Raw genomic sequence first — 14,449 nt, forward strand, 5'->3', positions numbered from 1 at the left:
AAACTGCTTTTCTTTGTAAAAAAACAGGAAATATAGTTAATTACTGCGACTTGGCGGATTTCATATTACATTTCGCTCTAGCCGGAAATAAAAAGACATTGCAAACCATTTTCGAATGGTTTGCAATGTCTTTTTTTCAACTGACAGCATTACGTTTCAATCGTTTTGCAGATGAGCGAAAGTTTATGATTGCGGTTTTCAATGATTCCTTGCACTTCAAGTACAGCATGCTGTTCCAGCAGTGCATTGTATTTTGCATATTCTTTTGGAAATAGCGTGACAGAAGCCAAACCGGTATCGTCCTGCAAATTGACGAATGCCATGGCATCGCCTTTTTTCGTCCGGATCCGTTTGATTTCTTCCACCATTCCAAGAACAGCGACTTGCTCCCGGTCCCGCCTGTTTTTCAAACCTTTTAATTCCGCATAGATTTTAGCCCGATTTTCTTTTTCTCTGGCAATAGGGTGTGTCGATAAATAAAAGCCAAGGACTTCCTTTTCAAAATCCAGTTTCATATTCTCTGGAATCGGGGAAGCTTTTGCATATTTGGGTTTCATAAAACTCGAACCCAAATCGTCAAATAAGCCGGGTTCTTCGTTCGGTTTAACCAATTCCGCGTGTTTAATAGCGCTATCCAAGGAAGCGAGCAGCACTGCCCGGTCCAACCCAAAGTCATCCAATGCCCCTGCCTTAATGAGCGGTTCGAAAGCCTTGCGGGTAAAATGAATGGCAGAAATGCGCTCAGCAATATCAAACATGCTGGTGAAAGGCCCTTCCTTTCTTGCTTCCAGCAGCGCTTTGACGACGCTTCCCGGCACGCCTTTAACCGTGTTCAATCCTATTCGGATCCTGCCTTCTTCCACTGAAAATGAATAAAAACTTCTTTGGACAGAAGGCGGCAGCAGACCGATTTTCTTTTCTTTGATTTCCTGCAGCAATTGCTGTGTTTTTTCAGCGTTCCCTGCGCTATTAGCCAATATAGCCGCGTAGAAATAGACGGCATAATGGGTTTTCATGAAAGCCAGCTGATAAGAAATCATGCTGTAGGCAACAGCATGGCTTTTCGGAAAGCCATAATCAGCAAAACGAACAATCAAGTTATAGACTTCTGTGGCGGCAGCTTCAGTGAAACCTTTCGCCACTGCGCCACGGGTAAAATGCAGCCGCTCCTCATCAAGAATTTCACGTTTCTTTTTGCTGACAGCCCGTCTCAGCAAATCCGCTTCCCCTAATGAAAAGCCCGCCATTTTAGCGGCAATCTGCATAATTTGCTCTTGGTACACAATGACTCCGTAGGTCTCACTTAAAATCGGTTCAAGTATAGGGTGGACATAATCGACCTGTTCCTGCTTATGCTTCCGTTTTGCATAAAGCGGGATAAATTCCATTGGGCCTGGCCGGAACAGCGCATTGACTGCTACGATATCGCCGAATGCTGTCGGGCGGATTTGTTGAAGTGCCCGCCGCATGCCATCAGACTCCAATTGGAAGATTCCCGTAGTATCCGAAGCTGCAAGTAGCGCATAGGTTTCGCTGTCCTCTAAAGGAATGCTGTAATCGATCCATTTTTTCGTATCCATATGCACGAGCCTGCGAATTTGTTCAAGTATGGTCAGATTCCGCAACCCTAAAAAGTCCATTTTTAATAAGCCAACCGCCTCCAGCTCTCCCATTGGCCATTGTGTGATGTAGATGCCTTCACTGCCTTTTTCAATCGGCACATGGTCAACAAGCGGTGTCGGGCTCAAAATCACGCCAGCTGCGTGAGTCGATGCATGGCGCGGCAAGCCTTCGAGTTTCAGAGCCGTCTTAAACCATAGCTTGCGCTCTTCTTGTGCGATAATCCATTCATTTAATGCAGGAGATTCTTTTAGCGCTGACCTTAACGTTGTCCCAATCCGATTCGGTATCATCTTAGAGATAGCATCCAGTTCTTCTGCTTCAAAACCAAAAACACGGGCAGTATCCCGGGCGACCGCTTTCGCTGACAGCGTCCCGAAAGTGATAATTTGAGCGGTGCGGACATCGCCATATTTCTTCGCTACGTATTCCACCACTTCATGCCGTCGATGATCCGCGAAATCGATGTCAATATCCGGCAGCGTAACCCGTTCGGGATTCAAAAAACGTTCAAACAGCAGTCCATGTTCCAACGGATCAACATCGGTGATATGCAGTGAAAATGCCACCAGCGAACTTGCAGATGAACCCCGCCCCGGCCCCGTCAAAATGCCATTGTCCCGGGCGAATTTCATGAAATCCGAAACAATCAGGAAATAATCTATATAGCCCATATTGCCAATTACGGATAATTCATATTGAAGGCGTTCCGTATAGGCTTCACTGTATCCTGGAACCCGATCAGCCAATCCTTTTTGGCAAAGTTCCAAAATATAAGCACGGCGGTCAGTACCCTCAGCTAAAGGAAATACTGGCAGCAATTGCTGATTCATCGGAATCGCCACTTGGCAGCTTGCCAGCATTTTCTTGGTTTCTTCCAACCACTCCGGATTGGATGCGAACCAGGCAGCGAATTCTTCTGCTGTTGGGACATATGCTTTTGTATGTGCAGGTCGTTTCCGCTCTGCATCACTCATTTTAAGGCCTTGGCCAATAGCGGAAGCAACTTCAAATGCAAAGGCATCCGCTTCCTGCAAATAGCGGCTTTCCTGCGTTGCCATAATCGGCAGCTCCAATTGCCCGCACACAGCTGCAAAGCTGTCTTCTTCCGCTATTTTTTCTCCGCCTGGCCGTTCAATGCTGCCAAAGCAACGTTCGCCGAAAACGCTTTTTAAATAACTGAAAACTTCAATACGTTTTGCCATAATCCATTCGTTTTTATTCGGAATCGCACAAATCAAGCCATTGCGATAAGCTTTTAGCCAGGATTCCGGAAGAGCGGTTTTATCCCGGGTCGATAAAGCGCTCGTTATTTTTAATAAGTTTTTATAGCCGGTATTCGTCTGCGCATACAGCACAACCGGATACTGCTGTCCTTCGAATTCGATGAACGTGGAAAGGCCGACCACCCCGTGGATGCCGGCCTTATGGCACGCTTCCCAAAAAGGAAGAACGCCGTATAGTTTTGTATTGACGATGGCCGCAGCTGCTGTCCCTTGTTCGACGAGAAAAGGGAAAAGTTCGTCAAGGCGCACCGTGCTTTTCAGCAAATCAGCCGATGTGCTTATATGCGGATAAACCATTGACAAGACAATTCCTCCTTTTTTATGATGCACAAATTTCAATCAGCCGATTAATGACGCGGTCCGCTTCTTCCCACGAATAGGCAGTTGCCCCGGATGCCATTGGATGGCCGCCGCCTCCAAATTCTTTAGCTAATTCATTGATGATTGGCCCTTTTGAACGAAGGCGTATACGAATTTCCGTTTCTTCTTCAATAAAGATCACCCATGCCTTCAATCCTTTGACGTTACCGAGTGAACCAACCAGCAACGACGTTTCAGTAGCGGTTACGCCAAATTCCTTTAGCACATCCAAGGTGATTTTGACATAAGCGGCTCCGCTGTCGTCCATCACAAAGTTCTGATAGATGTAACCTTGCAGATGAAGCAGATTGCGGTCCATTTCGTACATGCCTTTATGCAGCTCATTGCGGTCAAAATTGTATTTGATCAATTCACCGGCAACTTCGAAGGTTTTTTGTGTCGTACTTGGAAACAGGAAACGGCCGGTATCTCCGATGATGCCTGCGTATAACAAGCGAGCTGCAGTATCCGGCATTTGCCAGTTTTCTTGTTCTTGTCCATATGTATATAATTCATACACCAATTCCGAGGCGGAACTGGCATTGGTATCCACCAATAAAATATCACCATAGGCATCGTCATTCGGATGGTGGTCGATTTTAATGATTTTTGAGCCTAAAGCATAGCGCTGATCGTCTACGCGTTCTGTGTTTGCTGTGTCAGTGACAATCACAAGGGCGCCGTCAAAATCACTGTCTTGAACCGCATCCGGAAAATCCATGAAATCCAGCGTATAGTCATGTTCTCCTGCTGCTAAAATCCGTTTCTCCGGGTAATTATGCTGAAGCAGGTATTTCAAGCCGAGCTGTGAGCCGTATGCATCAGGATCTGGCCGCACATGGCGATGGATGACGATTGTCTCGTACTGTTTAATTGTGTCGATGATTTGACTGTTCATGTCCAAGTTCCTCCGTTATCTAAGGAAATCCATTCGCATTTTTATCCGTTTCTCAGTACAATAGAGTTGAGTTCTGGAATACAGGAGGTCCCTAATGTTAGTATTTGTTGGTTTAATCATTGTATCATTTGTTTTTTATTTTTATTATAAAACAAAACAATTCCGTGCAACTCTACCAATTCGCAAGAAATGGTATGCAGCGGTTGCTTCTTTTTCACTGGGCAGCTTCATTTTCTTCTTTGGCGTCAATATACTTTTCGTCAACCAATCGGCTGTGACCTATATTGTTTCTGCCGTCTTTATCATTCTTGGAGTAGCCATGATGGTTTCCAATTACAAAGCAGCTAAGCATTATCACAAGTTTGTGGCAGAAGAAACTCGGTTGAATCAGTAAAAATCTCTCCTAGCGGGGAGATTTTTTTTGCTTTATGGATCATCTGTCCAGCAATTGGAATGTCAGCAGCGCCTTTCCGACAATCTTATTGTCAAACAACACCTCTACGTCCACTTTGGCGGATTTTCGGCTGATGTGCAAAATCACCGGTTTTACAATTAAGGTGGAGTCCAGTTGTACTGGATGCAAATAATAAACGGACATATTTTCTAACGCGCTGTCTCTTCGGTTTTTTGTTTTAAGCGCTGCTGTCGCCGCTTCCACTAAAATCGTCGTATAGGCGCCATATGAAACCGAACCATAGGAATTCGTCATTTGAGGAGTTACACGGAATTCCATTACCAATTTTTCCGATTGCTGAAGACGCAGCTGGCTTTTGATAATGTCATCAATTGTTTCGCCTTGCTGCGGCTGGCGCTGGGCAGTTTGAATGGCTTTTAGAACATCCTGGCGGCTGATGACCCCTTTCAGTTTTCCATGATCATCGGTAACCGGCATTAAATCAATGCCTTCCCAAATCATCCGGTGGCCGGCTGAAGCCACACTGGTTTGAAGCGAGACAGTAATTGGATCTCTTGTCATCACTTTTTCAATGGTCTCTTCATCGGTATGGCCAATAATATCCCGGGATGTAATGATTCCAACCAATTTGCCGTTTTGATCAATTACCGGAAAGCCGCCATGTGTAGTTTCTTTGTTCAGTTTACGATAGCGGCTAATGGGATCTTTCTCAAAAAGTAAATAAGTATTTTCCAAAGGGATCAAAATATCCTCAATCAGCAGGATCTCTTTTTTGATCAGCTGATCATATATTGCGCGATTGATCATCGTAGCAACCGTGAATGTATCATAGCTAGTTGAAATGACAGGCAGTTCGTATTCATCCGCTAATCGCTTTACAGCATCCGTGGCATCAAATCCGCCTGTTACGAGAACAGCCGCACCTGCCCTCAAGGCATATTCATGTGCTTTAAGGCGATTTCCGACAATCAGCAGATTTCCCGCTTCCGTATAGCGCATCATATCTTCAAGCTGCATCGCACCGATGACAAATTTCGTCAATGACTTATGAAGTCCTGCCCGCCCGCCCAGCACCTGACCATCTACGATATTGACGATTTCTGCATACGTCAGACGTTCAATATTCTCTTTCTTCTTGCGCTCGATCCGAATTGTGCCGACCCGCTCAATCGTCGAAACAAGGCGCTGCGTTTCCGCTTCTTTGATCGCTCGGTATGCCGTCCCTTCACTGACCTGCAGTTCTTTCGCAATCCGTCTTACCGAAATTTTCTCCCCAACCGGCAGCGTCTCGATGTATTCCAAAATCTGTTCATGTTTCGTTGCCATAAACTCACCTTTTCTTTCTGCTTCCTCTTCCCTTTAGTGTATCATATTCCCTAGAAAAACGAAGAAGTCGATATGGCAAGAATACCTCCAAGAATAATTTTTTGAGCCGAAAAAAATCCGGAGAAACGAGTTCTCCGGATGGCCGTTCATAGGTCGATTATTCCGCCTACTTGCATAATGTTCACTTCTGCATTTTTTACCATTGCCCTGAATTGCTCCGGATCCTGTTTGATTGGCGGGAAAGTATTGTAATGAATTGGCACAACGGTTTTGGGCTTCAACAATTCTACAGCATAGGCAGCATCTTCCGGTCCCATCGTGAAAAAATCACCGATCGGCAAAAACGCCACATCAATGCTATTGCGTTCCCCGATTATTGCCATGTCACCGAACACTTCCGTGTCCCCTGCATGATAAATTGTTTTGCCTTCCGCTTTAAAGAGAATTCCAGCCGGCATGCCACCATAAATGACTTCTCCTTCAGTGGTTGAATACGATGAACTATGAAACGCCTTAGTATACTTGACCGTTCCAAAATCAAAATCGTGAGAACCCCCGAGGTTCATCCCAACCGTATTCACTCCATGGGTTGCCAGGTAATTCGCCAGTTCAACTGGTGCGACAACTTGCGCGTCATTGCTTTTTGCAAGCTCCACCGTATCGCCGACATGGTCATTGTGGGCATGTGTCAGTAGTATGGCATCTGGCTTTTCATCGATTACGTTCAGATCTGTCAAGCTGTTGCCGTTAATGAACGGATCGATCAGGATAGTCGTGCCTCCTGTTTTGATTTTCACAACAGAATGTCCATGATAAGAAATTTGCATGAAATCCCTCCTGAATTTATTGGCAATCATTTCAAGCAGTATTATACCCTGATTTTTGATATGCTACACATATAAAGAAGGAGGAATACATATGAACAAAATCAAGCAACTGCAAAATTATTTAAACGAATTCGATATCGACGCGGCGTTCGTTACAAATCCGGACAATGTGTTTTACACAAGCGGATTTAAAAGTGACCCGCACGAACGCCTTCTTGGAGTTATGGTGCTAAAAAATGCGGAACCGTTTTTGATCTGTCCGCAGATGGAAATTCCAGATGCCAAAAGCGCCGGCTGGACCGGTGACATTGTCGGCCATGTTGATACTGAAGATGCTATGGCAGTTTTGCACCGCACCGCTTCTGAGCGAACGGAAACTATCCGCAGAGTTGCAATTGAAAAATCACATATGACAGTTGACCGGTACGAAGCGTTGAATCGATTATTCGGCAATCCGGAATTTATCGCTTTAGACGATAAAATCAATGCCATGCGGGTCATCAAAGACGAATCCGAGCTTCAAATTTTGAGAGAAGCTGCTGAATTGGCTGACTACGCAATTGAAATCGGAGCCAGAACCCTGCGTAAAGGCATCACGGAAATCGAAGTAATGACTGAAATCGAGTTGGCGCTAAAAAAACGCGGCGTCACCCATATGTCGTTTGATACTACTGTCCTCAGTGGACCGAAAGCGGCATCACCGCATGGCAAAACCGGCGACCGCAAAATCCAGAAAGGCGATTTAGTGTTATTCGATCTCGGTGTTGTCCATAAAGGGTATTGTTCAGATATCACCCGGACCTTGGCATTCGGTGAGCCTAATGAAGAACAGAGAAAGGTTTATGATGTAGTCCTGCAGGCTGAGCTTGCTGCGGTCAATGCTGTCAAACCAGGTGTTACGGCAGCTGAACTGGATCAGACTTCCCGTCAAGTGATTGAAGACGCTGGCTATGGAGAATTTTTCACTCACCGTTTAGGCCATGGCCTTGGCATTTCTGTCCACGAATTTCCGTCTCTTCATGGTTCCAATAATATGGCCATGGAAGCCGGAATGGTCTTTACGATTGAGCCAGGCGTTTATGTACCAGGAAAAGTCGGTGTCCGCATCGAAGATGATGTCGCTGTGACTGAAAACGGCGTCGAAGTATTGACGAAGTATCCAAAAGAACTTCAGATCATAAATAACTAAGAAAAGGCAGTTCCGCCAAAAACGGAACTGCCTTTTCTTGAGACGTAGGTAAATTTATAGAAGTCATTTCGCTCCAGGGCGAACACTTGCCGCGGGAACGGCTTCAGCTCATCCTTTGCTCCTGCAATTACTCATCACAAATAGAATACATTAAAAAGACTTTCAAACTTTTTAAACAAATTAAAAAGCAGTTCCGCAAAAATGCGGAACTGCTTTTTGTATTTCTTATGCCAACAATTCGTCGACTGATTTGTATTCGACGCCTTGGTCTTCTGCAACCGCTTTATAAGTTACATAACCTTGGAATGTGTTGACGCCTTTTTTCAATGCTTCGTTTTCAAGCACAGCTTTTTCGAAGCCTTTGTTAGCGATTTGCACCGCATAAGGAACCGTTACGTTTGTCAGACCCATTGTGGAAGTCCGTGGAACTGCTCCTGGCATATTCGCAACCGCATAATGGACAACATCATGTTTTACATAAGTCGGGTTGTCGTGAGTCGTGATGCGATCGCTTGTTTCGAAAATTCCGCCTTGGTCGATTGCGATATCAACTACAACAGAACCCGGTTTCATTGATTTGATCATGTCTTCAGTCACTAATTTCGGAGCTTTCGCACCTGGAATCAATACAGCTCCAACAACTAGGTCTGCTTCTTTTACAGAATCAGCAATATTCAATGGATTTGAGATCAATGTTTGAACATCTCCGCCGAACAAGTCGTCAAGCTGGCGAAGGCGATCCGGGTTCAAGTCAAGGATGGTAACGCTTGCTCCCATGCCCACAGCAACTTTCGCTGCATTCGTTCCAGCAACACCGCCGCCAACAACCGTTACTTTACCGCGTGAAACTCCTGGAATGCCTCCAAGCAGAATTCCGCCGCCGCCGTGAATCTTCTCAAGGAATTGAGCGCCGATTTGAGTTGACATTTTGCCTGCCACTTCACTCATCGGAGTCAATAATGGCAATGTGTTGTTTGGAAGCTGAACTGTTTCATAAGCAATTCCGATTACTTTAGAATCGAGCATCGCTTTTGTCAATTCTGGCTCTGGAGCCAAATGAAGATATGTAAAGAGAATCATGCCTTCACGGAAATAACCGTACTCTGAAGCAACCGGTTCTTTTACTTTCATGATCATTTCCTGTGCCCATGCTTCTTCCGCAGTTTCTACGATTTGAGCTCCAGCTGTTTTATAATCTTCGTCTGTAAAGCCTGAGCCAAGTCCTGCTCCCGATTGAATAACCACTTCATGGCCAAAGAGAGATAAGTTGACTACGCCAGCCGGTGTCATCGCCACACGGTTTTCATTGTTTTTAACTTCTGTTGGTACCCCAATACGCATTACAAAACCCTCCAATTTGTGTTCTCTAGAATAGTAATTTAAGAAAAACTTGAAATATGCAAAGCAAATCCATTCTATCAGATATTTCAGGTTTTGGCTCGTATTTTTTATAATTAGTCGTTTTTTTCATTTAATTATTAATTTTCGGCTTATAGATATTCAGTATTTGATATAAAGAAATATTATTTTCTGCTATATAAATATAATAAATCTGTCTATAAAAGACAGACATTTGCAAAAGTTCATGAGAAAAGAAGGAACTTTCAGCAATTTATCGAAGAGTATAGCTATAGACAAGGAGGAATGCAAAATGACATTGAAGTATTCACAGATCCTAGTAGCAGTAGACGGTTCGAAAGAAGCGGAATGGGCTTTCAAAAAATCGGTGGGCATTGCCAAACGGAACCATGCCACACTTAATTTGGTAAACATCATTGACACTCGTTCTTTTGCCGCTATTGAAGCTTACGATCGCTCCATTGCTGACAGGGCCCAAAGATTTGCTGAAGATTTACTCGGCGGCTATAAAAAAGAAGCGCATGCGGCAGGAGTTGAAAGTGTCAATACTATCGTGGATTATGGATCTCCGAAATCAATGATTTCCCGTGAATTGGCTAAAAAGGTAAATGCAGATCTGATCATTTGTGGAGCGACGGGCTTGAATACAGTTGAACGCTTCCTGATCGGCAGTGTTTCCGAACATATTGTGCGCTCGGCAAAATGTGACGTGCTGGTCGTACGCACAGAAGAAGTGGACAACGACAACAACGACACCGATTCATACAGAACAAGCGATGAAAGCGGCTCTGACCGAAATTCTGAACACATAGTGGGTGATAAGACATTAATGCAAAGAGGTTCGGGTTCAGAAGTAGGAAAAGATATTGGGAGACGGTAAGACATCGAAAATAAAGTGAAAGCCACAATTTGCTGCATTAGCAAATTGTGGCTTTCTCACTTTTATATACTTTTAATTCTCTGCAGATTGCAAGCTCCTACTTTATTGCATGATAGGCTTGATCTAACTTGTCATTTCCAGATTGCTGTTCTTTTTTCAGGTCCTTCAAAAAACTCCTTTGAAACTCCTCAAGCTCCATGCCCGTCAGCTCTTGAAGATTTCCATAAAATTCACTGGTGGTCCTAGACGCTAAAATCTCCGGAATAAATTCCGTACCGTGATCCTTAACCAATGCCTGAATCGCTAAGAAGCTTTGGGCATAGGGATCGAAATTACCCGAAGCGGCTCTTTCAAATTCTACAGCTGAATCCAAGTCGTGAAAATCAATTACTTTTATCTTTTTCAGGTCATACCAATAACTATTGTCTTCAGCTATAAAATCAGCCAGCCCTTCTTCAAACCATATGGGAATCCGATTTATCGGCAAATGATTTTCTTCAGAAAACAAATGACTTTGATAATGGGTGTATTCATGCAGAAGAATCAATTTCCACATGATATCTTCCGGAACTAAATGGATTGTCCGGTTACCTGTACTGTAGTAGCCTGCGATCCCCTCCATGCCCGCATTCGCTTCCAGCGATTCAAAATTTTCATGGAATTCAATGGTCAATCCTTCGTCATCTTCAATACCGAAATAATAATCGAACAACTCTTCTTTTTCTTGCAGCAATTTATCAATTTTTTCAACTTGCTGTTCAGTTTCCTTTGAATAAAAATAAGTCACTCCATTTTTCTCGGTCTTGTTTAATTCTTTTTGGGATGGAACTTGAAAAATCGTACTGGCAAAAAGACGCGTTTTTTCTCCATATGTTAAACTGTTGTCTCCCATCGTATATTCAACATAAGAATTAGCGATGGCAACTAGCCCCACTACAATAGCCAATGAAATGGAAAAAATCATTAAGCCCGTGTATTCACTTATGCTGCGAAAGCTCATAAATTCCAAGCGATTTGTCATAAACCCATAAACACTCATTATTAACACGACAATGCATAGGAAAAGAAACACCGCGGCTATCATTAGACCCCCGAGCAACCCTTGATTGAAAATCAATAAATAGCTTAAGATTGACATTGCGATCAAAATTAAAAATAAAGTGAAAAACTTTAATGTCGTTTTCATATAGGGCCTCCGTTTTCTTTCATCTCTTAAAACGTTGAAAGATTGGTTTCCTTTTGTCTTTTCAGATAAATTCTTCTTGCCTGGGCCACTTAATAGGCACATGGACACCCTATGCGGTGTTCAATTATCCATATTCACTTAATCGCTCAAAACAAACTTTCCTGTACCCTTCCCGAGCTAACTTGCAATTACGCCATATCCATTAATAAAACGGTTAATGGGCGGGCAATCTTTTCATTAAGTAGCAAGTGATTTTCTTACAGTATATAAGACCGCATCTCTAAATCATAAATTTTTATCCGATTCATATAAATTTATTTTTCTATGCATACACTGTAACAACGTATTGAGAAGAGGACAGGGCAATAAGCTTGTATAGCAAGTGAATATAAACAAAGCTGTATTGATTAATTAAAAATAGTGCTTCCAATATAGAAGCACTGCTGGACTTAATTTATTTTTCAATACTCAATATGACCGGATTTATATTTGAATCGCACTCAGCCAGGACATAATCAGTAAATTCTGTCTGCTCTTCTTTTTTTATGGAAGCACAAGCCATTTCTGTGACTTCCCCAGAACCATACGTATCTTTGGTGGAGTCATAGACGTACTGAATAATTCCTTGCTGGAAGCTAAGATTTTGATAAATCGGATCGCCTTCAATAGTGTAATGAACAATTCGGACAGCATCTTCTTGCTGCTGGCTTACATTTGATAAAAATACTTCAAACCGGTCCATGTTTTCGATTTCTCCGTGCCGGTCAAAGATTTGATCTCTTCCGTATAATACATTCCCCTTTGTATCCGGAGCTTCTGGCTCGTCAGCAGAGCTTTGGCAGCCGGCAATTCCTAATACCAAGCCCATCAGCAACATTTTCTTCAGCTTTTCCATCGTCAGCACCTTCTTTTTCAATTAGACGGCAATGCCCCATAAAAATTACAGTCCATCCAACTTTATTTGAGCCAACTGTCTAAAAAATCTCTCTGTTCTTCACCGTAATGATCTATGAAAAAATCTTTGAAAACCGGGCTGCTGACATATTTGAATTGAAACTCCTGATAATAAGCGGAAAGAAATTTCAGCGCTTCTTCCTGTCCTCCCCGTTCTTTGAAGAAATCCCGGAGCAATAAAGGCGCTTCCCCGTATACCGTTGAAACATATGTCCCTTCACTGAACTTTTCCAGTGGCAAATTCGCATAATTTGCGGTTCGGTAGTAAGCAGCAGAGTTTTCTGCTGAACTAAAGCCGTACTGTTCATCATTATAGTAATCTGCTAAAAAAATGGATGCCGCAAATTCAGTCAGGCTTTCATCTAGCCAAGCATCTTCGTAAGGATCATTGCCAACAATATAATAAAACCATTGATGGGCAATTTCATGAACTAATACTTCATCAAGAGCATCCCGAGTTTTGGCCACCTCTATGGCGTTCGGATATTCCATATAACCGTCATTCGCGATGATATCAAGTTCCGGGAACGGATTGTCACCGATATTTTCTTCAAAGAAAGTATAAGCCGCTTTTGCCTTGGCTATATTTTCATCGAGAAAGTCTTGGTCCATCGGCATAAACAGCCGCAGTACTGTGTCGTTTGCTTGAACCGATTCATACAGCCATTCTTCCGTATTCAAAAAAGACAAATAAAAATCTTTGATGCGTTCGCCTTTTATAGTGCCCGCGGAACTAGGCTCGATATTTCCTTCGGTGGCTGAACTCGCAACCAGGTAATTCTTAGGCATTGTATAATTCACTTCGAAATTGCCAAATCCTGTATGATACGATTCACCATTCATATCAAAATCTTGAATATCCCACCCATTATCGTATTGAGCCAGCATCGGATACCACTGAGCTAAAAAGTAATTATCCCCGTCTTGGGACAAACGCATACCGTTTCTCGGAAGCTTCAGTACATAATCTATCTCAACTCGACTGCTGCTCCCCGGCTCTAAAGCGTTTTCCAATTCAATCATTAGCTCATTATTGTCTAATTCATAGGCCAGTTCTTTATCCCCTTGTTTGACTGAATTGACGGTTATTTCTGCTGGTTCCTGTGCTAGCGCTGAAAGATCATCTGAATTTATGGCATTTGGCACAAGATAAAATCCGAGATTTTCAAAAGCATCTTCTGACTCATTTAAAACTTCTATTTCGGTGCTGATTTGAAAACGGTTCTGCTCATCCATTTCCAGCTCTATTTTATAGTCAGCACTCGCCCCCATTTCAGTTGAACCTTTTTCATTGCTGTCGCGCGACATAAAAATAAAAAGAGCTCCGACTAAAATCGCAGCAGCAGCCACCGCCAGTAAAATCCATATCTTCCGTTTGCCTGATGCCTTGCTGTTCATATAGAATCTCCTATCTTGCTGGTGGCATTTTCAAGCACCCAGTCAGCTTGTATTGCGGGCTTTACTGTTTCTTCGTAATACGCTTCCGCTTTCCAATAGCGCCGCTTCAATAAATCGGTATGATTTTTTAGATTTAGGGGTTCCCGAAAGAACCGGTCTTCTGCTGAACAATCCAAATACACCACATGATCAATAAAAGGACGCCATTCTTTCCGCTGCAAAAATACACCTTCAATCAAAATGACCCCCTCTTTCGGAAGTTCAATGGTTTTTACCCGCTGGCTATCCTGTTCAGCATCGTAAAACCATAACTTCAATAAATCAGCGGTTTTTAATTTGGCGAAGAAATAATCAGCCAAGTGTTCAGCTTCCCATTGCAGAAAGTAATATTCCTGCCACTCTTCCAATCCTGTGCCGTAGCGCCGTTTTCGTTCTACAATAAAGTCGTCGATGTGGAACAGATGAACCGCCACACCTTCATTTATTAAATACTTTTCCCATTGGCCGGCGAAAGTGGTTTTTCCTGAACGGCTTAGTCCATCAATTCCAATAATCGTTCTTCCTGAAAACTCTGCTACAGGAATATTTTTGATAAAATTGCTAAATTCCATTTTCACCTTCCGCTCAAACCTTTCCTTGATTCTTCTATTTACCATTCGACAATTGGCGGTTTTTCCCTTCAAAAACTTTAGAGAAACGGCTCGCCATATTTTATTATTGATAATCAAATTGGAGCCATTCGATCAGGAAA

At 43.1% G+C, this 14,449-nt stretch carries 11 protein-coding genes and 1 pseudogene; 3 read left to right on the forward strand and 9 right to left on the reverse strand.

The window, feature by feature from the left end:
- Positions 1–149: 149 nt before the first annotated feature.
- Together dnaE and AC3AQ9_RS06840 are read right to left on the reverse strand one after the other, a co-directional pair.
- Positions 150–3,203, reverse strand: coding sequence for a DNA polymerase III subunit alpha (dnaE, locus tag AC3AQ9_RS06835; protein ID WP_488306843.1), 3,054 nt, complete (start codon positions 3,201–3,203; stop codon positions 150–152).
- Positions 3,204–3,225: 22 nt separating this feature from the next.
- Entirely contained in the window at positions 3,226–4,164 is a 939-nt protein-coding gene (locus AC3AQ9_RS06840; protein ID WP_488306671.1) for a DHH family phosphoesterase, read from the reverse strand.
- A 94-nt stretch (positions 4,165–4,258) separates the two neighbouring features.
- On the opposite strand from AC3AQ9_RS06840, the gene AC3AQ9_RS06845 reads away from it, so the two are divergent.
- Positions 4,259–4,558, forward strand: coding sequence for a YtpI family protein (locus AC3AQ9_RS06845; protein WP_488306672.1), 300 nt, complete (start codon positions 4,259–4,261; stop codon positions 4,556–4,558).
- A 39-nt stretch (positions 4,559–4,597) separates the two neighbouring features.
- On the opposite strand, the gene AC3AQ9_RS06850 is transcribed toward AC3AQ9_RS06845, so the two are convergent.
- Complete coding sequence (locus AC3AQ9_RS06850) at positions 4,598–5,905, reverse strand: DRTGG domain-containing protein (RefSeq protein ID WP_488306673.1); 1,308 nt, start codon at positions 5,903–5,905, stop codon at positions 4,598–4,600.
- A 146-nt stretch (positions 5,906–6,051) separates the two neighbouring features.
- Entirely contained in the window at positions 6,052–6,732 is a 681-nt protein-coding gene (locus AC3AQ9_RS06855) for a metal-dependent hydrolase (RefSeq protein WP_488306674.1), read from the reverse strand.
- 91 nt (positions 6,733–6,823) lie between these two features.
- Between AC3AQ9_RS06855 and AC3AQ9_RS06860 the strand changes: the two genes are divergently transcribed.
- Positions 6,824–7,921, forward strand: a complete 1,098-nt coding sequence (locus tag AC3AQ9_RS06860; RefSeq protein WP_488306675.1) for a M24 family metallopeptidase — start codon at positions 6,824–6,826, stop codon at positions 7,919–7,921.
- A 225-nt stretch (positions 7,922–8,146) separates the two neighbouring features.
- Here the strand turns inward: AC3AQ9_RS06860 and ald are convergent, their stop codons facing one another.
- Positions 8,147–9,262, reverse strand: a complete 1,116-nt coding sequence (ald, locus tag AC3AQ9_RS06865) for an alanine dehydrogenase (protein WP_488306676.1) — start codon at positions 9,260–9,262, stop codon at positions 8,147–8,149.
- A 310-nt stretch (positions 9,263–9,572) separates the two neighbouring features.
- Between ald and AC3AQ9_RS06870 the strand changes: the two are divergent.
- Positions 9,573–10,013 (forward strand): annotated as a pseudogene (locus AC3AQ9_RS06870) (universal stress protein); the annotation flags it as partial.
- 244 nt (positions 10,014–10,257) lie between these two features.
- On the opposite strand, the gene AC3AQ9_RS06875 reads toward AC3AQ9_RS06870, so the two are convergent.
- The 4 genes from AC3AQ9_RS06875 to AC3AQ9_RS06890 all read right to left on the reverse strand — a co-directional run bounded on the left by AC3AQ9_RS06875 (position 10,258) and on the right by AC3AQ9_RS06890 (position 14,309).
- Positions 10,258–11,346: a hypothetical protein gene (locus AC3AQ9_RS06875; protein ID WP_488306677.1), complete on the reverse strand. Its 1,089-nt coding sequence runs from the start codon at positions 11,344–11,346 to the stop codon at positions 10,258–10,260.
- Positions 11,347–11,800: 454 nt separating this feature from the next.
- Positions 11,801–12,241 carry a DUF4362 domain-containing protein gene (locus tag AC3AQ9_RS06880; protein ID WP_488306678.1) on the reverse strand — a complete coding sequence of 147 codons (441 nt, stop codon included), beginning with the start codon at positions 12,239–12,241 and terminating at the stop codon, positions 11,801–11,803.
- Positions 12,242–12,303: 62 nt separating this feature from the next.
- Positions 12,304–13,698, reverse strand: coding sequence for a M1 family metallopeptidase (locus AC3AQ9_RS06885; protein WP_488306679.1), 1,395 nt, complete (start codon positions 13,696–13,698; stop codon positions 12,304–12,306).
- Complete coding sequence (locus AC3AQ9_RS06890; protein WP_488306680.1) at positions 13,695–14,309, reverse strand: kinase; 615 nt, start codon at positions 14,307–14,309, stop codon at positions 13,695–13,697. Before AC3AQ9_RS06890 ends, AC3AQ9_RS06885 begins: the two co-directional genes overlap by 4 nt.
- Positions 14,310–14,449: the final 140 nt, after the last annotated feature.

This window comes from Planococcus sp. VCh962 (assembly GCF_057748275.1).